Annotated in this window: 27 protein-coding genes; 10 read left to right on the top strand and 17 right to left on the bottom strand. The window is 60.6% G+C overall.

From position 1 onward, the window contains the following. Positions 1-58: 58 nt before the first annotated feature. From ACRZ94_RS11635 to ACRZ94_RS11620, 4 genes are read right to left on the bottom strand one after another with little or no spacing between them, the layout of a single operon-like run. Positions 59-961: an OmpA family protein gene (locus tag ACRZ94_RS11635; RefSeq protein WP_480797399.1), complete on the bottom strand. Its 903-nt coding sequence runs from the start codon at positions 959-961 to the stop codon at positions 59-61. Then, on the bottom strand, positions 958-1,530 hold the full coding sequence (locus tag ACRZ94_RS11630; RefSeq protein WP_480797398.1) for a peroxidase-related enzyme: 573 nt from the start codon (positions 1,528-1,530) through the stop codon (positions 958-960). Before ACRZ94_RS11630 ends, ACRZ94_RS11635 begins: the two co-directional genes overlap by 4 nt. Further along, entirely contained in the window at positions 1,527-2,255 is a 729-nt protein-coding gene (locus tag ACRZ94_RS11625) for a GNAT family N-acetyltransferase (RefSeq protein ID WP_480797397.1), read from the bottom strand. Before ACRZ94_RS11625 ends, ACRZ94_RS11630 begins: the two co-directional genes overlap by 4 nt. Then, on the bottom strand, positions 2,252-2,974 hold the full coding sequence (locus ACRZ94_RS11620; protein WP_480797396.1) for a competence/damage-inducible protein A: 723 nt from the start codon (positions 2,972-2,974) through the stop codon (positions 2,252-2,254). The genes ACRZ94_RS11625 and ACRZ94_RS11620 overlap by 4 nt, the downstream gene beginning before the upstream one ends. A gap of 51 nt (positions 2,975-3,025) precedes the next feature. Here ACRZ94_RS11620 and sfsA point away from each other — a divergent pair, with 51 nt between their 5' ends. Beyond that, complete coding sequence (gene sfsA, locus ACRZ94_RS11615) at positions 3,026-3,727, top strand: DNA/RNA nuclease SfsA (RefSeq protein ID WP_480653443.1); 702 nt, start codon at positions 3,026-3,028, stop codon at positions 3,725-3,727. Positions 3,728-3,736: 9 nt separating this feature from the next. Here the strand turns inward: sfsA and ACRZ94_RS11610 are convergent, their stop codons facing one another. Beyond that, positions 3,737-4,102: a hypothetical protein gene (locus ACRZ94_RS11610; protein ID WP_480653441.1), complete on the bottom strand. Its 366-nt coding sequence runs from the start codon at positions 4,100-4,102 to the stop codon at positions 3,737-3,739. Positions 4,103-4,471: 369 nt separating this feature from the next. On the opposite strand from ACRZ94_RS11610, the gene map reads away from it, so the two are divergent. Continuing rightward, positions 4,472-5,284 (top strand): type I methionyl aminopeptidase, encoded by an 813-nt coding sequence (gene map, locus ACRZ94_RS11605; RefSeq protein WP_480653439.1) that lies wholly within the window; start codon positions 4,472-4,474, stop codon positions 5,282-5,284. Here map and ACRZ94_RS11600 read toward each other — a convergent pair. From ACRZ94_RS11600 to ACRZ94_RS11585, 4 genes are all read right to left on the bottom strand, one after another. Next, complete coding sequence (locus tag ACRZ94_RS11600) at positions 5,272-5,451, bottom strand: hypothetical protein (protein WP_480653437.1); 180 nt, start codon at positions 5,449-5,451, stop codon at positions 5,272-5,274. The genes map and ACRZ94_RS11600 overlap by 13 nt on opposite strands. 65 nt (positions 5,452-5,516) lie before the next feature. After that, entirely contained in the window at positions 5,517-5,864 is a 348-nt protein-coding gene (locus ACRZ94_RS11595; protein ID WP_480653436.1) for a hypothetical protein, read from the bottom strand. Positions 5,865-6,015: 151 nt separating this feature from the next. Further along, positions 6,016-6,570, bottom strand: a complete 555-nt coding sequence (rsmD, locus tag ACRZ94_RS11590; RefSeq protein ID WP_480797395.1) for a 16S rRNA (guanine(966)-N(2))-methyltransferase RsmD — start codon at positions 6,568-6,570, stop codon at positions 6,016-6,018. After that, the gene (locus ACRZ94_RS11585; RefSeq protein WP_480797394.1) at positions 6,567-7,778 is read right to left on the bottom strand and encodes an NAD(P)/FAD-dependent oxidoreductase; all 1,212 of its coding nucleotides are present in this window, start codon (positions 7,776-7,778) and stop codon (positions 6,567-6,569) included. Before ACRZ94_RS11585 ends, rsmD begins: the two co-directional genes overlap by 4 nt. A gap of 99 nt (positions 7,779-7,877) precedes the next feature. Between ACRZ94_RS11585 and ACRZ94_RS11580 the strand changes: the two genes are divergently transcribed. From ACRZ94_RS11580 to ACRZ94_RS11565, 4 genes are all read left to right on the top strand, one after another. Next, positions 7,878-8,363, top strand: coding sequence for a redoxin family protein (locus ACRZ94_RS11580; protein ID WP_480797393.1), 486 nt, complete (start codon positions 7,878-7,880; stop codon positions 8,361-8,363). 107 nt (positions 8,364-8,470) lie between these two features. Next, positions 8,471-8,716, top strand: a complete 246-nt coding sequence (locus ACRZ94_RS11575) for a glycine zipper 2TM domain-containing protein (RefSeq protein ID WP_480653429.1) — start codon at positions 8,471-8,473, stop codon at positions 8,714-8,716. 11 nt (positions 8,717-8,727) lie between these two features. Then, entirely contained in the window at positions 8,728-9,075 is a 348-nt protein-coding gene (locus tag ACRZ94_RS11570; RefSeq protein ID WP_480653427.1) for an EF-hand domain-containing protein, read from the top strand. 52 nt (positions 9,076-9,127) lie between these two features. Beyond that, positions 9,128-9,439: a hypothetical protein gene (locus ACRZ94_RS11565; RefSeq protein ID WP_480653425.1), complete on the top strand. Its 312-nt coding sequence runs from the start codon at positions 9,128-9,130 to the stop codon at positions 9,437-9,439. Here the strand turns inward: ACRZ94_RS11565 and ACRZ94_RS11560 are convergent. From ACRZ94_RS11560 to ACRZ94_RS11545, 4 genes are read right to left on the bottom strand one after another with little or no spacing between them, the layout of a single operon-like run. Then, complete coding sequence (locus ACRZ94_RS11560) at positions 9,436-9,729, bottom strand: 4a-hydroxytetrahydrobiopterin dehydratase (RefSeq protein WP_480653423.1); 294 nt, start codon at positions 9,727-9,729, stop codon at positions 9,436-9,438. The genes ACRZ94_RS11565 and ACRZ94_RS11560 overlap by 4 nt on opposite strands. Next, a complete protein-coding gene (locus ACRZ94_RS11555) occupies positions 9,726-10,913 on the bottom strand; it encodes a GNAT family N-acetyltransferase (RefSeq protein ID WP_480797392.1) in 1,188 nt (395 codons plus the stop codon). The genes ACRZ94_RS11560 and ACRZ94_RS11555 overlap by 4 nt, the downstream gene beginning before the upstream one ends. Positions 10,914-10,958: 45 nt before the next feature. Further along, a complete protein-coding gene (locus ACRZ94_RS11550) occupies positions 10,959-11,726 on the bottom strand; it encodes a glycerophosphodiester phosphodiesterase family protein (protein ID WP_480797391.1) in 768 nt (255 codons plus the stop codon). Beyond that, positions 11,723-12,178: a RidA family protein gene (locus ACRZ94_RS11545; protein WP_480797390.1), complete on the bottom strand. Its 456-nt coding sequence runs from the start codon at positions 12,176-12,178 to the stop codon at positions 11,723-11,725. Before ACRZ94_RS11545 ends, ACRZ94_RS11550 begins: the two co-directional genes overlap by 4 nt. 337 nt (positions 12,179-12,515) lie before the next feature. Between ACRZ94_RS11545 and ACRZ94_RS11540 the strand changes: the two genes are divergently transcribed. Together ACRZ94_RS11540 and ACRZ94_RS11535 are read left to right on the top strand one after the other, a co-directional pair. Beyond that, the gene (locus ACRZ94_RS11540; protein ID WP_480653931.1) at positions 12,516-13,286 is read left to right on the top strand and encodes an MlaA family lipoprotein; all 771 of its coding nucleotides are present in this window, start codon (positions 12,516-12,518) and stop codon (positions 13,284-13,286) included. Continuing rightward, a complete protein-coding gene (locus ACRZ94_RS11535; protein WP_480653416.1) occupies positions 13,276-13,884 on the top strand; it encodes an MlaC/ttg2D family ABC transporter substrate-binding protein in 609 nt (202 codons plus the stop codon). Before ACRZ94_RS11540 ends, ACRZ94_RS11535 begins: the two co-directional genes overlap by 11 nt. Before the next feature lie 65 nt (positions 13,885-13,949). On the opposite strand, the gene ACRZ94_RS11530 is transcribed toward ACRZ94_RS11535, so the two are convergent. From ACRZ94_RS11530 to ACRZ94_RS11515, 4 genes are read right to left on the bottom strand one after another with little or no spacing between them, the layout of a single operon-like run. Beyond that, entirely contained in the window at positions 13,950-15,047 is a 1,098-nt protein-coding gene (locus tag ACRZ94_RS11530) for an ABC transporter ATP-binding protein (protein ID WP_480653414.1), read from the bottom strand. 5 nt (positions 15,048-15,052) lie between these two features. Further along, complete coding sequence (locus tag ACRZ94_RS11525) at positions 15,053-15,958, bottom strand: carbohydrate ABC transporter permease (protein ID WP_180885230.1); 906 nt, start codon at positions 15,956-15,958, stop codon at positions 15,053-15,055. Beyond that, positions 15,951-16,823 (bottom strand): carbohydrate ABC transporter permease, encoded by an 873-nt coding sequence (locus tag ACRZ94_RS11520; protein ID WP_480653412.1) that lies wholly within the window; start codon positions 16,821-16,823, stop codon positions 15,951-15,953. Before ACRZ94_RS11520 ends, ACRZ94_RS11525 begins: the two co-directional genes overlap by 8 nt. A gap of 59 nt (positions 16,824-16,882) precedes the next feature. Next, positions 16,883-18,127, bottom strand: a complete 1,245-nt coding sequence (locus tag ACRZ94_RS11515; RefSeq protein WP_480653410.1) for an ABC transporter substrate-binding protein — start codon at positions 18,125-18,127, stop codon at positions 16,883-16,885. Between the two features lie 219 nt (positions 18,128-18,346). Here ACRZ94_RS11515 and ACRZ94_RS11510 point away from each other — a divergent pair, with 219 nt between their 5' ends. Both ACRZ94_RS11510 and ACRZ94_RS11505 read left to right on the top strand, forming a co-directional pair. Beyond that, positions 18,347-19,084 (top strand): response regulator transcription factor, encoded by a 738-nt coding sequence (locus ACRZ94_RS11510; RefSeq protein WP_480653408.1) that lies wholly within the window; start codon positions 18,347-18,349, stop codon positions 19,082-19,084. Further along, positions 19,081-20,532, top strand: a complete 1,452-nt coding sequence (locus ACRZ94_RS11505) for a sensor histidine kinase (protein ID WP_480797389.1) — start codon at positions 19,081-19,083, stop codon at positions 20,530-20,532. Before ACRZ94_RS11510 ends, ACRZ94_RS11505 begins: the two co-directional genes overlap by 4 nt. The last annotated feature ends 3 nt before the right edge of the window (positions 20,533-20,535 follow it).

The following is a 20,535-nucleotide window of genomic DNA, read 5'->3' as shown; positions in this document are numbered from 1 at the left end:
GGTGAACCTCGATGGCCCGCACATTTGTGCGGGTCTTTTTTTGTTCTGCGACAGAGGATCAGTTGACCAGCAAAACCGCCTCGACCCGGCGGTTCAGGTCGCGCCCTTCGGGCGTTGCGTTCGACGTCAGCGGCGCCAGATAGCCGATACCGCGCGCCTCAACCCGATCAGCGGCGACCCCATGCGATTCGATCAGCCGGGCGCGCACGGCCTGCGCCCGGCCCGTGCTGACCGAGATATTGGCCTCAAGCGCGCCGGTGTCGTCGGTATGCCCGACAAGCGCCAGACGGGTTTCGGGGTTATCAGCAAGGTATTTTGCGATCATCGCAAGCGAGGCAAACGGACCTTCGCCCAGGGTGATCTCGCCAGTGCGGAAATGCAGGTCATCCAGAATCACATGGCCGTTCTGCGTCAGACCTGTCAGCAAATCGCCCGAGGGGGTAACGGATTCTTCGATCACCAGAGGGGGCGGTGCCTCGCTCTCATCCGGGGTGACGCGGATCATCTGGATGTAGCCGCTGGGTTGGTTTCGGCTGACCAGCAGGCTGAGAACCTCATCCCCGCGCGTGGCCGAGAGGAACCTGAAATCCTGTATCGCCACATACATGTCAGGGGTCGGAACCACCTCAGTCCCAAAGCGGAAATCAAAGCCGCCGCAAGCGCGGGCCTCGCATTCAAACACCACTTCATAGCCCTGCGCGATGATCTGATCACGCAACGGTGCCAAAAGCTGCAAGGTTGTACTGGACCCCGATTGCAGGCGCCACGTGATCCGTTCAACCCGCCCTTCGACCTGTCGTGCAGGCAAGACACCATCCGCAAACGGGCCGGTGGGCAGGGCGTAGCTGTCCAGCGGGCTGACGCGATCACTCAGTTGGCGCGATCCTGCGGGCAGGGTCATTTCCTGCGCAAGGACAGGCGGGGTCAGAAGCAGAAGGATCAGAACGGCGAAACGGATCATCGGGCCTGCGTATGGTATTCGTCATTCGGGGCCATCGCCGTCGCGCTGGCCACCCGGTTGGACATGTTGAAGAAACCGGTGACATTGGCAATGTCCCAGATGTCGCGGTCGGTAAAGCCCACATCCCGCAGGCGCTGGCGGTCAGGCTCTTCGATTTCGGCGCTGGCGGTGGTCATGCGGGCCGCGAAATCCAGCATCGCACGCTGGCGCGTGTCCAAAGGAGCGGTGCGGTAGTTCATCACCAGCATCTCGCCCAGCTTGGGATCACCGGACAATTGGCGCACGGCCGCGCCATGTGCCACAAGACAATAGAAACACTTGTTGATGGCGGACACGACCACCGCGATCATCTCGCGTTCCAGTTTGCTCAGACCGCTGTCGCCCAGCATCAGGTCATTATACATGGCGGTGAAGGCGTTCAGCTTGTCGATGTCAAAGGCGTAGGCCCGCAGGACATTCGGCACAAAACCCAGCTTTTCCACGCAAATGTCGAAATACCTCTGCGTCTCGGGCGGCAGCGGGTCCGCCATTGGCAGGTTCAGCGCGGTCGGAGATGTCTGGGGCGTCACGTCTGCTTGTCCTCTTCTTTGTAACGACGGTAATGGTATTCGCCCACAACCTCCATCCCAAGCGCCCGGTAAAGCCCGTTTGCCCCGGCGTTGGCCTTGGTGCAGATCACGCTCAGCACCTGTGCGCCGTTCGCTTGCGCCCAAAAGGCAGCCCCCCGCATGGCCCAACCGCCCAGGCCCTGACGGCGGTGGTCGGGCAGAATCTCAAGCGCGTGCACCATCGCGACACGGTCATGCATCGCGACAAATCCAGCGCCCGCCGGTTGATCCTTGTGGCGCAGCAACTGGCCGGTCTTGGGGCCCTGCGCGCGCGCCATTACATCGACCCGCGCCGGGCCGATACCGCCCTTGGCCCAGATTTCGCGCATGATGGCCAGCGCGGGCCAGGTGTTGAACACCGTCACACGGGGCACCGGTTGATCCGTCAGATTTTCCACCGGGCAGGCATATATGTTGACCGGATCAAGCACGGTATAGCCGCGCCTGTCCAACAGCGTATCCAGCGCCTCATCCCCCGGACGCAGGCAGAACAGCGGAGTTTGGCCCATCGCGCGCATCGCGGTTTCAGCCGCCTCTACCTCAGCCTCAGAGGCAGGGCCCAGCGCATTCGCGGCAGAGACGCGCGATCCACCGCCCTGCCCACGGCGCAGCTGAAACGGGCCCAGCCGTTCATACTGCGCGGCGGGCCATGTTCCGTCGACAATGTCGGGCCAATGAGCGCTCAAAGCTCAAGCTCTTTTGCCAGCCGGGTCACAGCCGCATCGATCCGCGCCCCATCCGTGCCCCGTACCACCACGTTAGAGCCGAAAGCGCCATTGATCTGGAACGGATAGCTGCCGATGGACAGGTCGGGAAAGTCCCCCGCCAGTACCGACAAAGGCCCGGCGATGTCGCCCTCGCCCCGATCCACGCGCAAGGTCTGTGACAGCATCGGACTGCCCCCGGTCAAACTGGGCAGAACGCTGGCCACCATGGCCTGAAAGACCGACGGAACCCCGGCCATCACATGCACATTGGAAATGGTGAACCCCGGTGCGGTGGAAACCGGGTTGTCGATCAGGGCCGCACCATCCGGGATACGCGCCATGCGCAGGCGGGCTGCGTTCAGCTCTTGCCCCGACTGATCGTAACGGGCCTGCAACAGCGCGCGCGCATCCTCGCGGATGTCAATCGGCGTGTCGAAGGCACGGGCGATGCAATCAGCCGTGATGTCATCATGGGTCGGACCAATGCCGCCGCTGGTGAACACATGATCATAGAGGTCGGACAGAGCCTTGACCGCTCCTTCGATCGCAGGGGCCTCGTCGCTGACAACGCGCACCTCTTTCAGGTCGATGCCGTGTTTGGTCAGCTCTCCGGCCAGATAGTGCATATTGGCGTCACGGGTCCGGCCCGACAGGATCTCATCCCCGATCACCAGCATTGCAGCGGTTGGATTTGCCATGGCATGCGCCCCCTCTTGATCGACCGTCAGGGCAGGTATAGGCCCTGAGACATGCGATTTGAAACCCCCCTTGTCCCCGCCCACCTGATCCGCCGCTACAAACGCTTTCTGGCCGATTGCACCTTGGAGGACGGGCGCGAGGTCACGGCCCATTGCGCCAATCCCGGCTCGATGATGGGGTTGGCTGAGCCGGGTGAGAGAATCTGGCTGGAACCAAACGACGACCCGAAGAAAAAGCTGAAATACGGCTGGCGGTTGGTGGATCATGAGAACGGGCACTTCACCGGCGTCGATACCTTGGTCCCCAACAAAGCCCTGCGCGCCGCGCTACAGGCCCGCGAAATCCCGCAACTGGCCGCGTATGAAACCGTCCGGCCTGAGGTGAGATACGGCGAAAACAGCCGCATCGACTTTCTGCTGACCCAACCCGGCCTGCCCGACGCCTATGTCGAAGTCAAAAGCGTCACCCTTTCCCGCCAGCCCGGTCTGGCCGAATTCCCCGACAGCGTCACCGCACGCGGGACCAAGCATCTGGGCGCGCTGGCAGCGATGGCGGCGCAAGGGCACCGCGCCGTGATGCTGTATCTGGTGCAGCGCACCGATTGCGACCGTTTTACGCTGGCCGCCGATATTGACCCCACCTATGCGCGGGCCTTCCAAGCGGCCAAAGGGATCGAAAGGCTGATTGTCGGCACCCGGATTTCACCGCAAGGCGTGTGGGTGGATGCCAGGAAATCCTGGGCTGTGGACTAGGCTGGCACCCTATTTGGAAATACTGAAATCCCCCAGGTAGACTTGGGGTTTGGGGCTGTATCCGCGATAGGTCCCATCCCCCAACTGCCCCACCACGGCACATTGCGGACGCCCCGCGCGAAAATCCTCCCATTGGCTGCAGATCCTGTCACCTTCCAGCCACCAGACCCCGCTGTCCTGCCCCAGCCGCGGAACAAGAACGTCAAAGGTGAAATCCGCGTTAAGCCGCGCCGTGCCTTTGACCCCGCTGCGCTGAAACGCGATGTGGCGATCTTCGGACAAAAGGGCCGCAAGATCGTCATGCGACAGCATCGTCACCTCGTCGCGGCAGCCCGCAACAAGCATAATCAATACCGCAGCAGCTCGTCGGATCATTCCGTACCTCTTGGTGCGCCCTTTTGAACGGGCAGAATGCAACCATCCTGCGCGGGATGACCACGCCCGAAACATGTGTTCAAGAGATTTTGAAAGCCTGCGCGCGCATGCGGCAACGGCGCCATTTCTAACGAATTTCCCTGATCCGGCGCAGTTTCGGCGGCTACATAGCCCCAAGGCAAACGGTCTGGCACGCACCATACGCCCCACAAGGCTTGCTTTGTGGCGGTTCGCGATTATTTGTCGGGCGTATATACGAAAAAAGACTGAACCGGACGTTCATTGCCGATGCGACCGGACGCCCTCTGGAACTTTCTGCACAAGCAGCGTAAAAGGAGCGCTGCGCGAAACATTTGGAGCCCCGCACCGATGAAAGACCATCGTGGCCGCCTGACAAAGGACGGCATCCGCATCTACGAAAAGAGTGACTTTGCCGGCATGCATGCGGCAGGGGCCCTTGCTGCGCAGATTCTGGATGAGATGGCACAGCACGTCTTTCCGGGCCAGTCCACTGGTGCAATCGACGGCATCATCACCCAGATGGTCGAAGACGCAGGCGCAACCTCGGCCACCATCGGATACAAGGGCTATCAGCACGCCAGCTGCATCAGCGTCAATCACGTGGTCTGCCACGGTATCCCCGGCGACAAGCGGCTGAAAGAGGGCGACATCCTGAATATCGACGTCACGGTCATTGTGGATGGCTGGTTCGGCGACACCTCGCGCATGTATGTGGCAGGCAAGCTGCCCCGCAAGGCCGAGCGTCTGATCCAGGTGACCCATGACGCCCTGTTCAAAGGGATTGATATGGTCAAACCCGGAAACACCTTCGGTGACATCGGCCACGCCATTCAGGCATATGTCGAAGCACACCGCATGAGCGTTGTCCGCGATTTCTGTGGTCACGGTCTGGGCCGGGTATTCCACGCACCGCCAAACGTTCTGCACTATGGCCGCCCCGGAACGGGCGCTGTGCTGGAAGAAGGCATGTTCTTCACCATCGAACCGATGGTCAATCTGGGCCGCCCCGAGACCAAAACGCTGGCCGATGACTGGACCGCAGTGACCCGCGACAAGTCCCTGTCGGCGCAGTTCGAACACTCGGTCGGCGTCACCGCAGACGGGGTCGAGATTTTTACCCTGTCGCCCGGCGGCAAATACCACCCGACCTATTCATCCTGATCCGCCTCCTGATCCCGAAGCAGTTTCAGCAGCAATGTCTCATCCCGCCACGGGATAACCGCGTCGTGGATAAACACGGGTGCGCGCATCGGTTTAGATGGCGGCCCCGTCGCCGTGTCTTTTTCCTGAGAGATGCCCCAGAACGGGGGCGAAACTGCACGATCCATTTTTGCAGCTTAGCACAACCGGGGTGTTCCCTCAAAACACGATCAACAGGGCCGGCAGCGTCAGCCTAGGACGCGGCACATGTTCCTCTGTCCGTTTTCTGATGGGGCCCTTTAACTGCCAAATCGTAGTCCATGCTGTCCGTATCCACGACAAACGTAACGACGTCTTTTCCCTGAATTAACAGGAACGTCACATTGCCCAGACCCAGCAGGATCTGGGCCTCACCCTCTATTTCACCGGTTGCGATCTGTCCTTTCTGAGCCCCGCCAGACCGCGAGATCGTGATGGTGTCGCCGCCTGCGGCAGATGTGCAGTTCACAGTAAATTCATTGGTATCGAACTTTGCTTCGGCAAAGCTGGCTGACGCGGCCGCACAGGTGATGAGCAGAGCTAGGGGAGTTTTGGACAGCATTTGGGGGTCTCAGTGAAAGTTGCAAAAACCAGCACCCGCTAGAGGCAATTTTGGTCGAAATTGTGACGCATTGATGTGCAGAAACTGGCAGGTCAAAAAAGCGCTTCTCCAGCCCCTCGAAAGCCAAATAAGCTCATGATTTTAAAAAATATTATTGAGCGCGAAGCATCAGAGAAATATGCGTATCGCCATATTTTCGGGTGCTGAGCAGTTCGAACCCAGTGGGCGCTGCCATATGCGCGCTCTCTTCCCAAACCAGCAGCGCGTCCGGGGCGATCCAGCCGCCCTCCGCCGCTTTGGCGAGGGCTTTTTCACCCAGCGCCTTGCCATAGGGCGGGTCCAGAAAGATCAGATCATAGGGCGCGCCTGGGTTGTCGCCCAACCGCGTGGCGTCGCGGCGGATCAGGTCGGTGCGATCAGCACTGCGAGTCAGGTCGATATTCTTACGGATCAGCCCCTGCGCCACACGCCCATCATCGACAAAGCTTGCATGTGCGGCGCCACGCGACAGTGCCTCAAGCCCCAGCGCGCCGGTGCCGGCAAACAGGTCCAGCACGCGCAGACCGTCAAAGTCGATCTGATGGCTAAGGACATTGAACAGGCTTTCGCGCACCCGGTCGGTGGTGGGGCGCAGATGTGCGCCCGCATCCCCTTTGCCGACCGAGGCCAAGGCGCGGCCCCGGAACTCGCCCGCGATGATCCTCACGCCTTAAGCAGCGGTTTCAGGTCCGCATCCGGGTCGGCCACAATGGCCGGGTCGGCGGTTTTTCCGGCGTCGATCAGGCGCTTGCCGACCATATAGGCGCGCGGATCGTTCATCGCATCCACCGCGATCAGCTGATCCCCTTTGTAATACCAGAAGGACACCGTCTGCCCCTCACCCTGCCGGGTCACAACGCGATCATAGCCGGTGTTCAGACCCGCGATCTGCAGTTTGACATCATACTGGTCCGACCAGAACCACGGCGTCGCCGTATAGCCCTTGGCCGCGCCCAGCATGTTCTGGGCCACGATCTCGGCCTGATCAATCGCATTCGGCACACTTTCCAGGCGAATACGGCCCTCGCCATGCGGGAAAGACGCGCAATCCCCCGCCGCCCAGATCGATGGATCGGACGTGCGGCCATGGGCATCCGTTTTGATGCCGTTGTCCAGTTCCAGCCCCGCCATCTCGGCCAGGTGGGTCGCAGGCACAATGCCCACACCCACAACAACGAAATCAACATCTATCTTCGATCCGTCGGTCAGAACGGCACCAACCACCTTACCGTTTTCGCCCACCAAACGCTCCAACCCGACGCCTTCGCGAATATCGGCACCGTATCCCGTGTGCAGGGCGCGGAAATAATCGCTCGTCTCAGGCGCGGCCACCCGTTGCAGGATACGATCCGCCATCTCGACCAGCGTCACCTGAACACCACGCTTTGCACAGACTGCCGCGGCCTCAAGCCCGATATAGCCACCGCCCACGATCAGGGCACGTGCACCTTCGGTCACGCGGGGCTCCATCTCGTCGATATGGGCCAGATCGCGCACCACGTGGACCCCCTGCAGGTCGCCACCAATCGCAGCGGGCAGGTAGCGCGGGTCGGACCCGGTGGTCAGGGCCAGTTCGTCATAGGGGATGACCTCATCCCCCACCGTTACCGTTTTGGCCTGCGCGTCAATCGCCGTGACGCGCTGACCCAGACGCAAAGTGATGTTGTTCTCGGTATAAAAACTCTCGGGCCGCAGGAACAGGCGTTCCAGCTCCATCTCGCCCAGCAGATAGGCTTTGGACAAGGGCGGGCGCTGATAAGGCAAATGCGGTTCGGCCCCGATCAGGGTGATATCCCCGTCAAACCCCCCTTTGCGCAGCCGCGCCACCAGCGATGCACCCGCCTGCCCGGCACCGATCACGACAATATGGCTCATCTGTCCCTCACCCTGTCGAATTCCCGTGGTCTCCTCCACGCGACCACCTATATTGCGGCTGAGCCCGACTCTGCAAATCCAAACGACAGGAGCTGAAAAATGATTTCAACAGGTGACATGCTGCCCGACGCCACGCTGACCCAAATGGGTGCGGACGGCCCCGAAGAGGTGCGGATTTCAGACAAGACCAAAGGGCGCAAAGTGGTGATTTTTGCCGTGCCGGGCGCGTTCACGCCGACCTGCCATTCGGCCCATGTGCCCAGCTTTTTGCGCACCAAGGACCAGTTCGACGCCAAAGGCGTGGATGAGATCATTTGCCTGTCGGTCAACGACCCGTTCGTCATGAAAGCCTGGGGCGAGGCAACCGGAGCCACCGAAGCTGGACTGACCATGCTGGCCGATGCCGCATCCGAGTTCACCAAGGCCATCGGCATGGAGTTCGACGCGCCCCCCGCCGGTCTGCTTGCGCGGTCCAAGCGCTATGCCATGCTGGTCGAAGATGGCAAGGTGACCGCCCTGAATCTGGAAGAAAGCCCCGGTGCCTGCGAGATTTCTGCAGGTGAGGGTCTGTTGGACGCCATCTGATACGGTTTGGCCCCGGTGCCATCCATGCCGGGGCCTTATCCGCTATTTAACTTGATGCAATGCCCTGATCAGCCAATAGTTGTGGCATATGATCAGGGAGATTTTTGATGAAACTGAAAGTATTCACGCTTTTGCTTGGCACTGCCGGGGCATTGGCGGCCTGCGGTCCGGCCCCGACACCGCAACAACAGGCCGCACGTCAGCATGAAATCGCCTGTCTCAGCGGCACCTTGGGCGGTGCTCTGATCGGCGGGGCCATCGGCAATCAATTCGGCGGCGGGTCCGGCAAAACCATTCTGACCGCAGCAGGCGCTGCTGCCGGTGGGTTTGAAGGCAACAGATACGCATGCTGAGGAGAGCCGAGATGACACGTGGATTTATTTTCGCCGCAACCGTCGCCCTGGCCAGCCCGGCCATTTCCGAAACCGTAAGCGAGCTGCACGAGAAAGAGCTGCAATCCGTCGACACCAACAATGACGGGTTCCTGTCGCGCGATGAGTTTAACGCCTTTTCCGACTATGCCTTTCAGGAAATGGACGAGGACAAGAATGGCACGCTGGGTCTGGACGAGGCCAAGCCGTTTCTGGACATCAAGCAGTTTCAAAAAGTTGACCGCGACAAGGATGACTTTATCTCAAGGGCGGAATACGACGCTCAGATGAACGATGATTTCCAGTCCGCCGATCAGGATCAGAACGGCCTGCTGGATTGAACCGGCGTGCCCCGTGACCTGCGGGGCAGGCCCAATCAGGTGGAGGCGGACTATGAACAAGTGGATTTTTCTTGGCGCTATGGGACTGCTGGCCGCTTGCGATGTGCCGCAGGCCCCGGTTGTGACCGGGCCGGATGGACAGCCGCGCATTCAGATCAACACCTCCGGCCTGACCTGCTACAACAACAAATGCCTCGATATTAACCCCTTTGCGCGCAGCGTGCGCCAGATCGGCAATCGCACAACCGGCATTCCGGGCAATATCGACACAAGCGACGGAACTGTGACGCCAGTTGAGTTCCGGCAGCTGGGAACAGTGGCAGCCCTGGCCGGTGGCGAAGGATCGCAAAGCGACCGGGGTTAAACCAGGCTGTCCATCTTGCGCGCCAGCTTGGCATCCAGCGACGACAACCCGCCCACATCATGGGTGGCCAGCGTGACCTCGACCGTGCGGTAGACGTTGGACCATTCCGGATGGTGGTTCCATTTTTCCGCAAAAATCGCCACCTGAGTCATCCAGCCAAAGGCGTGCACGAAATCCTCAAAGATGAAGGTCTTGGTGATCGCATCCCGGCCTTCGACCATGGTCCAGCCGTTCTTGAACAGCGGGTCCAGAAGGGGGCCGCGGGTCTCGGTCGACAAAAGTTCGGTCATTGCTGTTCCTCCGGGTTCGATTTTCTGAACGGGCCGTAATCCGTCAGAATCTCAATCTCTTCTCCCACTGCGTGGGCCTCGGCGTCCAGATATTTTCTGATTGCATCGGCAAAGCCGGGATCACCAACCCAATGCAGGCTATGCGTGCGCTTGGGCAAATAGCCGCGCGCCAGCTTGTGCTCGCCTTGCGCGCCTGCCTCGACCCGCGCCAATCCGTGGGCAATCGCAAAATCAATCGCCCTATAGTAGCACAGTTCGAAATGCAGACAGGGGTGATGTTCGACACAGCCCCAATAGCGGCCAAACAGCGTTTCCCGCCCTATAAAGTTCAACGCGCCTGCAATGGGATAGCCATTGCGCTCGGCCAGAACCAAAACCATGTCATCGGCCATGGTTTCCTGTGCAATATCAAAGAACTGACGCGTTAGATAGGGCGATCCCCACTTGCGCATGCCGGTATCCTGATAGAATCGCCAGAACGCGTCCCAGTGTTCGGGGCGCAGGTCCTGACCTGTATAGGCTGTGATCTCGCCGCCAAAGCCACTGGCCTGCGCGCGTTCCTTGCGGATGTTCTTGCGTTTGCGGGACGACAGCGCCTGCAAAAACCCATCGAAATCGGCGTAGCCGTCATTCAGCCAGTGAAACTGCTGCGAATGGCGGGCCATCAGACCCATTGCTTCGCCCGCGATGGCCTCGTCTTCGGTGCAGAACGTGGCATGCAGGGATGAGACACGGTTGTCGGCGGCCAGTTGCACGGCCCCCTGCACCAGTGCCGACATGCCCATCGCCTCATACCCCGGGCGGACCAGAAAACGACGCCCGGTGGCGGGGGTAAAGGGCACCGCGATCTGCAATTTGGGATAATACCGCCCGCCCGCGTTTTCATAGGCGTGGGCCCAGCTGTGGTCAAAAATATATTCGCCCTGACTGTGCGACTTGGCGTACATCGGGGCCGCCGCAATCAGCATTCCGTCCATATAGGCTGTCAGGTATTGCGGTTGCCAACCAGTGCCGCGCCCGACCGAACCGCTGTTTTCCAGCGCCAGCAGAAACCGATGCGTGGTAAACGGGTCAAACGGTCGGCCGCCATCAGCGGTCTCGGGGCAAGCGCAACTGTCCCACTCGGCCGCAGAGATTTGCGAGAGCGACCCCAGAACCTGAACTTCGATTTGCGCCTGATCCATATGCCCTCCGCGTCTGATCTTTATCTGTGACGGCAGGGGGCAGGTTCAACCCGGCTGCGGGGCCAAATACCCTTCGAAGGTCACATTATCAGCAATCTGACGGGCCTGTGCCTCTTGCTCAGGCGACCGGACCGTCCAGCACAGAATCGGCACGCCGCGCGCCTTCAGCTCGGCCACGCGAGGGCGCGACAGGTCGGCGACCTCATGGCTGATAAAGCTGGCCCCGACCCGGTCAAAATCGGGAATGTCGCGCAGATGATCGCAGACGTCCTGCGGCAACAGCTCGACCTTGGGTTGGTAGGAACAGGTGACGATGCCGCGCGGCAGATGCGGGGCAAGCCGCGCCAGTTCCGCAACAGAGTTCGGGTTGAACGACATCAGCGCCACAGGGCCGTCGTAGCCCTGCAAGGCACGTACTGCATCGGCCTCAAGCGCGCCGACATTAGTGCCCATGGCACCGTCCTGATCCTTGAACTCGATCAGCAGAGGCACCTGCCCGGCCACCATGTCCAACACCTCATCCAGCGTCGGGATGCCGTCTTCGGCGTGCAGCAACTGCGTGGCATGCGCCTGTTCGGCGGTGATCTGCTGGATCGGGCCCGGCTGCCCGGTCAGGCGGGTCATGTCGTAGTCATGAAACACCATCGCCCGGTTGTCGGACGTGCGCTGCAGGTCAATCTCGATCCCATACCCGGCGTGAATGGCAGCGCGAATGGCCGCCCGGCTGTTTTCCGGGCGGTTATCGGCAAGATCGTGCAGCGCCCGATGCGCAATCGGGACCTGCAGGAACGCAGAAGGCAGGGGGGGTGTCATGCGACCTCGAAGATCCCTTCGATTTCAACAGCCACGCCCAGCGGCAGCGACGCGGCGCTGACGGCGGAACGGGAATGGCGGCCAGCCTCGCCCAGCGCTTCGACCAGAAAATCCGAGGCCCCGTTGATCACCTGCGGCTGCGCAGTGAAGTCAGCGGTCGAGTTCACAAAGCCGGTCAGCTTGATTACGCGCACCAGCTTTTCAATATCGCCACCACAGGCCGCCTTGACCTGAGCCAGCAGGTTGATCGCGCACACTTTGGCCGCGGCAGCGCCCGCTTCGACATCCATGTCATCGCCCAGCTTGCCGGTGATCAGGTCATCGGCCTTGGAAATCTGGCCCGACACATAGACAATGTTGCCGACGCGGACAAAAGGCACGTAATTCGCCGCCGGCGCGGGCGCATCGGGCAATGCCACGCCCAGGCTTTCCAGTTTCGCTGCGATGCTCATGAGGGGTCCTCCAAATCTTGAGTCGCGGCGAAGCTAACCGGGAAGTTCGGGATCGAAAAGCCGGAAAAGGGCGCAGGCCTGCCCAGGGTGTGGGCATAACTCCACTTGTTCCGATCAGCTCACCCACTGTCACTTTACCTTGACCTGCCCGGCAGGTTAAACGCTATCTGTTTCATATTGAATGTGACGCGCCTATGTGACAACGGATTGGGTCACACTACGTGACCGAAGACAGTATTGATTGAAAGTTCGGGCAATCCCCAGTCCCGAGCGGTTTGGAGTGACAAAAACTGTGTTGAGCAAACCCAAGCTAAAACACCTGATCTTCCTGTCCCTGATGGCAGTGCTCAGCGCCTGTGCGACACGTGCGCCCGAAGGCACGCCACCGGGCGAAGTATTCGACCCTTATGAGCGCAACAACAGAGGCGTTCACAAGTTCAACCTGGGCGTTGACCGGTTCCTGTTCCGCCCGGCCTCGAAAGGCTATGTGAAGATCGTGCCCGACCCTGTGGTCACCAGCTTCAGCAATTTCGCCGAGAACCTGACGATGCCGGGGCAAGCACTGGATTACTTGCTGCAGGGCAATCTGAAACAATCGGGCAATGCACTGCTGCGGTTTGCGGTGAATTCGACCGTCGGAGGGGCCGGGCTGGCCAAACCGGCAGATGAATTGAACCTGCCCCCCGTCGATACGGATTTCGGCGAAACCCTGCATGTCTGGGGCGTGGGCGAAGGCGCCTATGTCGAGCTGCCCTTCTATGGCCCCTCGACCCAGCGCGACGCAATCGGGGTCGTGGTCAACCTGTTCTCGAACCCGATCAACTTTACCCCTGTTCGCCCTGTCGACAATATCGGTGTCTATGCCGAGGTCGTGCGTCGAATGGGGGATCGGGGACGGTTCTCGGACACGGTTGATTCGATCCTTTATGAAAGTGCCGACAGCTATGCGCAGGCGCAGACAATCTACATCCAGAATCGCCGGTTCGAACTGGCACGGGATGATGAAGAGGCCTATCTGGGCCTGTATGACGACCCCTATGCAGATATCGGGACTGACCCAGTCAGGGACCCCTACCTAGACCCCTACGAGGACCCCTATGCCGAATAATCATCTGAATCGACGCGGTTTCATCGCCACCGGCCTAGCCGGCGCGATGCTGACCGCCCTGCCCGCCTTTGCCCAGACCGAAGCCAGCGCCAAGGCGCTGGTGGTCAGTGTGGTGGATGACATCAACCGCGTGATCGCTTCGGGCAAATCCGAAAAGGCGATGATCCGCGATTTCGAAAAGATCTTTACGCAATATGCCGATGTGCCGATCATGGCGCGCTATGTGCTGGGGGCGGATGGCCGATCAGCCAGCCCGGCACAGCTGCGGCAGTTCACCAGCGCCTTTCAAGGCTATATCTCGAACAAATATGGCCGCCGTTTCCGGGAATTCATAGGCGGTCAGGTGACCGTTCGAAATGCGCGCAAGATCAAGGCCGGGTACGAGGTGCGCACCTCGGTCAAGCTGCAGGGGTCGTCCCCGTTCGAGGTGACCTTCCTGGTGTCGGACAAATCGGGCCGCGACAAGTTCTTCAACATGTTCATCGAAGGAGTGAATATGCTGCTGACCGAACGCACCGAAATCGGCGCGATGCTGGATGCCCGTGGCGGCGATCTGAACCGTCTGATCAAGGATATGAACCAGAACAAGCTCAGCTGATCCGGTTCACATGAAAAAAGCGCCGCGCGATCCCAATCGCGCGGCGCTTTTTTGTTCGGGTGGTCTTAGTTCAGGCGTTCACCGGTTTCCTTGGCAAAATAAGACACTTTGCTCATGTCAAAGGCCAGATTCAGCGTCCGCCCTGCCTGCGCGCTGGTTTCCGCATGCAGCCGCGCCGTCACCTGTTTGCCCCCCAGTTCCGAGACCACATAGGTATCGGCCCCCGCGGGTTCGACCATGTCGACCAGGCATTCGGCCTCTTGCACGCCATCGCCTGCGCGGAACCCGGCCTCGGCGATGTCTTCGGGGCGCAGGCCCAAAATCACATCTTTGGGCAGCGTCAGATCGCGGGCATCGTTCAGAACCAGCGTCTCGCCGCTTTCGCGCGAAATCGCAATCTGGGTGCCCGAACCATTCTTGTGCGCCTGCGCCGGGATCAGGTTCATCGCAGGTGAGCCCATGAAATCGGCCACAAACAGATTGGCCGGGTTGTTGTAGATTTCAGCCGGGGTGCCGATCTGCTGCACAACACCGCCTTTCAGCACGACGATCTTGGTCGCCAGCGTCATCGCCTCGATCTGGTCATGGGTGACATAGACGATGGACGCATCCAGCGTCTGGTGCAGCTTCTTGATCTCGGTCCGCATCTCGACCCGCAGCTTGGCATCGAGGTTTGACAGCGGCTCGTCGAACAGGAACAGCTTGGGATCGCGCACCAGCGCCCGACCCATCGCCACCCGCTGACGCTGACCACCCGACAATTGGCTGGGGCGGCGGTTCAGCAGCGGCTCGATCTGCAGCAGTTGGGCGACTTCTTTCAGCTTGGCATCCTGCGTCGCCTGATCCACCCCACGCACTTTCATGCCAAAGGTGATGTTCTTGGCCACGCTCATGGTCGGGTACAAGGCGTAGGATTGGAACACCATCGCGATGTCGCGGTCCTTGGGGCTGACATGTGTCATGTCATTTCCGCCAATAGACAGGGTGCCGCCGGTAATCTCCTCCAGCCCAGCGATGCAGTTCAGCAGGGTGGATTTGCCACAGCCCGAGGGCCCGACCAGCACCAGGAAATCCCCCGGCTCGATCGAGATGTTGATGTCCTTCAGAATCTCGGTCGCGCCGTAATTCTTGTAGAGTTTGTTGATATCAAGGATGGGTGCCATGGGTCTTATCCCTTCACAGAACCGGCGGTCAGGCCGCGGATGAAATACTTACCGGCAACGACATAGACGAGCAGCGTCGGCAGCCCCGCGATGATCGCGGCGGCCATGTCGACGTTGTATTCTTTGACGCCGGTGGTGGAGTTTACGATGTTATTCAGCGCCACGGTCACAGGCTGCGTGCCCGCTTGGCTGAACGACACGCCGAACAGGAAGTCGTTCCAGATCTGCGTGAACTGCCAGATCACCGTCACCACGATGATCGGCAGCGACAGCGGCAGGAAGATCGACCAGAAAATCCGCAGGAACCCGGCCCCATCGACGCGCGCGGCCTTGGTCAGCTCGGACGGGATGGTGACATAGTAGTTGCGGAAAAACAGCGTGGTGAAGCCCAGCCCGTAGATCACGTGGACAAAGATCAGCCCCGGAATGGTTCCGGCGATCCCCATCATGCCCAGCAGACGCGCCATCGGCAGCAGAACCACCTGAAACGGGATGAAACAGCCAAACAGCATCAGCGAGAAGATGATATTCGCCCCTTTGAACCGCCATTGTGCCACGACATAGCCGTTCAGTGCGCCCAACAGGGTCGAGATTGCCACCGCAGGCACCGCGATCAGGACCGAGTTCCAGAAATAAGGCCGCAGACCTTCGCACTGAATGCCGGTACAGGCGCCCGACCATGCGGTTTTCCAGGCGTCAAAACTGACCTCGCGCGGCAAGGAAATCAGGCTTCCTGTGCGGATTTCCTCAAGGCTTTTCAGCGATGTGGTCAACATCACGAAAAGCGGCATCAGGTAGTACAGCGCAAAGAGGCCCAGCAGGACATAGAGCAGCCAACGCAAGGCAATCTTGCCAGCGGCACTTTGGCTGCGGGGTTCGGTTTGGGATTGGGGCATCGACAGATCAGTCATTTTTCGCCCTCAGCTCTGAGTAAAGATAGGGAACGACGATGGCAAAGACGACCAGCATCATGATCATCGCGGACGAGGCCGCCTGACCGATATCGCCGCGCGAAAACGCCATGGCGTACATGTATGTGGCCGGCAGATCGGTTGCGTAGCCCGGACCGCCACCTGTCAGCGCGATGACCAGATCAAAGCTTTTGATCGCAAGGTGAGCCAGCACGATGAAGGCCGACAGGAAGATCGGAGCCATTGAGGGGATGATGATCGCCGTATAGATGCGCCATGTGGGGATGCCATCGACTTGGGCGGCCTTGATGATCTCTCCGTCCACCGACCGCAGACCAGCGAGGAACAGCGCCATGACAAAGCCCGAGCTTTGCCAGATCGCTGCCATCACGATGGTGTAAATGGCGTAATCGGGGTTCACCAGCCAGTCGAATTCAAAATTGGTAAAGCCCCAGCCCTGCACCATGGATTCGACCCCCAGACCGGGGTTCAGTATCCACTTCCACGCGGTACCGGTCACAATCATCGACAGCGCCATTGGGTAGAGGTAAATCGTCCGGATAGCTCCTTCGACGCGGATTTTCTGATCCAGCAGAATGGCCAGCAACAGGCCCAGCACCATCGCAATCACGATGAACAGCGCGCCAAAGATATACAGGTTGTTGATTGCCGTATCCCAGCGAGGGGAGTCGAACAGGCGTTCATATTGGATGAAGCCTTTGATTTCGTATTTCGGCAACAGTTTCGATCGGGTCAGTGACACCCAGGCCGTCCATCCGATAAAGCCGTAGACAAAGATCAATACGGCAATGAACGACGGTGCCAGCACCACCTTGGGCAGGTGGTTTTCCAGCCATTCGGACATGATTTCCTCCGGGGAAAGGTGCTCTGCCCCGTCAGTATAGGGGGCAGAGCAGATTCGGATCAGTAGCTGTTTGCCACCGCGTCCGCCAATTGCTGAACCGCGTCAGCCGAGGACATGTCCGAGTTGAAATGCGCGGTCACAACATCGGTGATCGCACCAGACTGCGACCCGCGCAGTGCCATACCATGCGCATAGGACGGCAGCAGCGACCCGCTGGCCGAGGTCGAGCCCATATCTTCGGCCGAGAGGTTGGCGCAGATGTCAAAGTCATCCAGCGCCACGTCGGTACGCGCAGGGATCGAGCCCTTGTTCAGGTTGAACACTTTCTGGAAGTTCGGCGCAACGATCAGCTTGGCCAGCAGGTCCTGACCGGCTTTCTTTTCGTCGCCGTCCACGTCGAACATGGCAAAGCTGTCGACATTGTACAGGTAGCCGTCACCGGGGGTCGAGGCGCACAGGAAATCCTCGCCGGGCTTTTTGCCCGCCGCCAGAAACTCACCCTTGGCCCAGTCGCCCATGATCTGGAACGCGGCCTCGCCATTCATCACCATGGCAGTTGCCAGGTTCCAGTCGCGGCCCGAGAAGTTTTCGTCCACGTAACCACGCATCAGGCGCATCTGGTCGAACACCTGCACCATCGTGTCCGAGGTCAGTGCCTCGGGGTCCAGATCGACCAGCGCCTTTTGGAAGAACTCCGGCCCGCCAATGCCCAGAACCACGGTTTCAAACACGGTGGCGTCCTGCCATGCCTGACCGCCATGGGCCAGCGGGATGACGCCTGCATCCATCAGCTTGGTCGCAGCGGCGTTGAACTCGTCCCAGGTGGTCGGCATTTCGATACCGTTGGCGGCTAGAACATCGGCATTTGCCCAGATCCAGTCAACGCGGTGCACGTTCACCGGCGCGGCGCACCATGCGCCCTCGCACTTCATGTGGCCCGCGATCGAGGCGGGCAGAACATCTGCCCAGCCTTCGGCCTCAGCCACCGATGAGATGTCGGCCAGCACGCCTTCTTCGTACCATTCCTGAATGGCGGGGCCTTTCAACTGAACGGCGGTCGGGGCGTTGCCCGACAGAACGCGAGCGCGCAGCGCGGTCATCGCCGCGTCACCGCCACCGCCGGCAACCGGCATGTCGGTCCAGCTGCCCCCATTGGCGGCGAACTCTTCCTGCAGAACGGCGACCGATTTGGCCTCACCACCCGAGGTCCACCAATGCAGAACTTCGGCCTCTGGCCCGGCCAGAACCGACGACCCGGCCATGACGGCCAGCGTCGAAACGGTGGCGCATGCAAAACGCTTCATGATGTGTCTCCTCCCTAGAGAACTTTGTGACTGCAAACGCAGCGATGCCCGACATACTGCGTCCGGATTGTCATCTGGCAACGCGAAATACGGGGTAAATGCCCGCCGCCGCCCAGATTTTCGTCACATCTGTTACAGCGTGTTACGTTGACATTGAATCTGTTTCCGTTCGTTACAATGGATGATGCCAGAGGAGCAAAGTTTGGGAGGATCAACCGCGTGAGCATTCCGCGCCTATTGGTGGTAGATGACGACCCCGAGATGCGGTCGATGATGACCCAGTTCCTGCAGCAGAACGGCTTCATCGCCCTGCCCGGCAGTTCCGAATCTGAAATTCGGGGGCACCTGAATGCGGGCCGCATTGACCTGATCCTGCTGGATGTGATGCTGGGCGATGAAAACGGGGTTGAGATTTGCGCCCGCCTGCGCGCCGAGCAGGATGTGCCGATCATTCTGGTTTCGGCCCTGTCAGCCGATCATCAGCGCATGGCAGGCTATGAGGTCGGCGCGGATGACTATATCGCCAAGCCGTTCAACCCGCAGCTGCTGCTGGCGCGGGTCCGCGCGGTGATGCAGCGCGCGCGCCGGACGCCGTCGCTGGCCTATCGCCGCCGCACGCGCCGGTTTCAGTTCAACGGCTGGACCTATGACGGTAAGCGGGATGAGGTGCACTCGCCCGAGGGCTACCTGGTGCCCTTGTCGCAACGGGAAACCGCACTGCTCAAGGTTTTACTGGCCAATCCCCATATTCCTCTGACCCGCGATGAGATCGCCGCCGCGCTGGATGTCACCGGCAGCGCCGACAAGCCCGAGGCGCAGGGGCGCGCCATCGACATGCTGGTCGGACGGTTGCGCTCCAAGATCGAGGCCAATCCGAAAGACCCGCAAATGCTGCGCACCGAACGGGGCGTGGGCTATATCTTTGCCGCCGAGGTTGCGGTGGACGAGGACGCATGACAGCGCGCGCGCCGCGCTTGCGCAGCCTGGGCTGGATCTGGACCGTCGCGGCCTTTGCTGCGGGGCTGTTGTCGGCCGGGATGTGGTTTTCCTCGGCGCGGGCCTGGGATGAGTTCCTGACCCGCGCCTATGTGGCCGGGTTTTCGGTCTACGAAGAGCTGCGCGTTGGCCTGGCACCGCCGCCGGGTGTGTCGGTGCGCCCGCTGTCGCCAGAAATGGCGCAGCTGGCCAATGCCGGACAGTTTGAACAATTGCCCGGCCTGTCAGACCGCAGCTTTGTCACCAACCTGTCGATCCGCACCGACAATTCCGCCCCTCTGGCCGGGCGTGAACTGACGCTGGCCGTGATGTCCGACCGGCTGATCTATCCGGTCTCGGATATCCTGTCGCGCGCCGATCAGACCGCGGCCGAGAAGATGGGTAACCTGACCCGCCTGCTGGCCACCTATTGCAGCGAACCGATCCTGATCGCGCAATTCGGGCGTAACGATTGGCAGCAGGTGGACGGGACCGAGGTTTGGGGCTGTAAGGCCGCCCCCGCCGATCTGCGCCTTCCCGCCATACTGGTGGCGATTGTGGCGCTGGCGGTCATCCTGACCTCGATCGGCAATGTCTCGGACAGTTTCACCCGGTTCTCGGGCGCGCTGCGGGACCGCAAGCGCCGGGGCGGGCCAAACAGCTATGAGGCCGATGGCCCCGCTGAACTGCGCGAGATCGTCTCGGCCGTGAATGATCATCTGGATGCCGAGCGCATGCAGCTGGAAAAACGCGCCACCGTCCTGTCCGGCGTCAGCCACGATTTGGGCACCCCGGCCACGCGGGTCCGTCTGCGCGCCGCGCTTATTCCGAATGATGAGCTGCGCGAAAAGCTTGAGGCCGACGTGGATCAGATGACCGGCATGATCGAAAGCGTGCTGACCTACACGCGATCCGAGCTGAGCGTTGAAGAGCCGCGCCAGATTTCACTGACGGCCTTGGTGGAATCCCTCGTGGCCGACTATCAGGATATGGATCTGCCCGTAAGCCTGCGGAAAATCGCACCGGTCGCGGTCGAAGGCGCGCCCTCGGTTTTCATGTCGCGGCGCGGGCACGGCTCCTTGCCCGAAACGCGGCGCATGCTGGTGACGGGGCGGCCCATCGCGCTGAAACGCGCGCTGACCAACCTGATCGACAACGCGCTGAAATATGGCCGCCGCGCCGAGGTTCAGCTGGAAACCGATGCCCGCACGGCTACCATCACCGTCGAGGATAAAGGCACCGATCTGTCCGTTTCGGATATCGAAGACCTCATGGCCCCGTTCCGGCGCGGGTCAAACACCGGGTCGTCCGACGGGTTCGGGCTGGGCCTGACCATCGTCGCCACAATCGCCGAACAACATGGCGGCACGTTAAGCTTTGAGGCCGGGGATCAGGGCCTGCGCGCGCGGTTGCAGATCACCCGGCAATAGCGC

Source organism: Ruegeria sp. CH10 (genome assembly GCF_056537125.1).
The sequence above is the reverse complement of the archived record's forward strand: the minus strand, read 5'-3'. Positions and strand labels throughout refer to the sequence as shown.

What these genes read in the sequence shown, in the direction of transcription:
- ACRZ94_RS11520 (WP_480653412.1), bottom strand. Translation starts at nt 16,823, where the DNA reads ATGTCCGAATGGCTGGAAAACCACCTGCCCAAGGTGGTGCTGGCACCG.
- sfsA (WP_480653443.1), top strand. Translation starts at nt 3,026, where the DNA reads ATGCGATTTGAAACCCCCCTTGTCCCCGCCCACCTGATCCGCCGCTAC.
- ACRZ94_RS11580 (WP_480797393.1), top strand. Translation starts at nt 7,878, where the DNA reads ATGATTTCAACAGGTGACATGCTGCCCGACGCCACGCTGACCCAAATG.
- ACRZ94_RS11565 (WP_480653425.1), top strand. Translation starts at nt 9,128, where the DNA reads ATGAACAAGTGGATTTTTCTTGGCGCTATGGGACTGCTGGCCGCTTGC.
- ACRZ94_RS11575 (WP_480653429.1), top strand. Translation starts at nt 8,471, where the DNA reads ATGAAACTGAAAGTATTCACGCTTTTGCTTGGCACTGCCGGGGCATTG.
- ACRZ94_RS11585 (WP_480797394.1), bottom strand. Translation starts at nt 7,778, where the DNA reads ATGAGCCATATTGTCGTGATCGGTGCCGGGCAGGCGGGTGCATCGCTG.
- ACRZ94_RS11530 (WP_480653414.1), bottom strand. Translation starts at nt 15,047, where the DNA reads ATGGCACCCATCCTTGATATCAACAAACTCTACAAGAATTACGGCGCG.
- ACRZ94_RS11540 (WP_480653931.1), top strand. Translation starts at nt 12,516, where the DNA reads ATGGCAGTGCTCAGCGCCTGTGCGACACGTGCGCCCGAAGGCACGCCA.
- ACRZ94_RS11555 (WP_480797392.1), bottom strand. Translation starts at nt 10,913, where the DNA reads ATGGATCAGGCGCAAATCGAAGTTCAGGTTCTGGGGTCGCTCTCGCAA.
- ACRZ94_RS11570 (WP_480653427.1), top strand. Translation starts at nt 8,728, where the DNA reads ATGACACGTGGATTTATTTTCGCCGCAACCGTCGCCCTGGCCAGCCCG.
- ACRZ94_RS11545 (WP_480797390.1), bottom strand. Translation starts at nt 12,178, where the DNA reads ATGAGCATCGCAGCGAAACTGGAAAGCCTGGGCGTGGCATTGCCCGAT.
- ACRZ94_RS11525 (WP_180885230.1), bottom strand. Translation starts at nt 15,958, where the DNA reads ATGACTGATCTGTCGATGCCCCAATCCCAAACCGAACCCCGCAGCCAA.
- ACRZ94_RS11515 (WP_480653410.1), bottom strand. Translation starts at nt 18,127, where the DNA reads ATGAAGCGTTTTGCATGCGCCACCGTTTCGACGCTGGCCGTCATGGCC.
- ACRZ94_RS11620 (WP_480797396.1), bottom strand. Translation starts at nt 2,974, where the DNA reads ATGGCAAATCCAACCGCTGCAATGCTGGTGATCGGGGATGAGATCCTG.
- ACRZ94_RS11595 (WP_480653436.1), bottom strand. Translation starts at nt 5,864, where the DNA reads ATGCTGTCCAAAACTCCCCTAGCTCTGCTCATCACCTGTGCGGCCGCG.
- ACRZ94_RS11550 (WP_480797391.1), bottom strand. Translation starts at nt 11,726, where the DNA reads ATGACACCCCCCCTGCCTTCTGCGTTCCTGCAGGTCCCGATTGCGCAT.
- ACRZ94_RS11560 (WP_480653423.1), bottom strand. Translation starts at nt 9,729, where the DNA reads ATGACCGAACTTTTGTCGACCGAGACCCGCGGCCCCCTTCTGGACCCG.
- ACRZ94_RS11600 (WP_480653437.1), bottom strand. Translation starts at nt 5,451, where the DNA reads ATGGATCGTGCAGTTTCGCCCCCGTTCTGGGGCATCTCTCAGGAAAAA.
- map (WP_480653439.1), top strand. Translation starts at nt 4,472, where the DNA reads ATGAAAGACCATCGTGGCCGCCTGACAAAGGACGGCATCCGCATCTAC.
- ACRZ94_RS11635 (WP_480797399.1), bottom strand. Translation starts at nt 961, where the DNA reads ATGATCCGTTTCGCCGTTCTGATCCTTCTGCTTCTGACCCCGCCTGTC.
- ACRZ94_RS11505 (WP_480797389.1), top strand. Translation starts at nt 19,081, where the DNA reads ATGACAGCGCGCGCGCCGCGCTTGCGCAGCCTGGGCTGGATCTGGACC.
- ACRZ94_RS11535 (WP_480653416.1), top strand. Translation starts at nt 13,276, where the DNA reads ATGCCGAATAATCATCTGAATCGACGCGGTTTCATCGCCACCGGCCTA.
- ACRZ94_RS11610 (WP_480653441.1), bottom strand. Translation starts at nt 4,102, where the DNA reads ATGATCCGACGAGCTGCTGCGGTATTGATTATGCTTGTTGCGGGCTGC.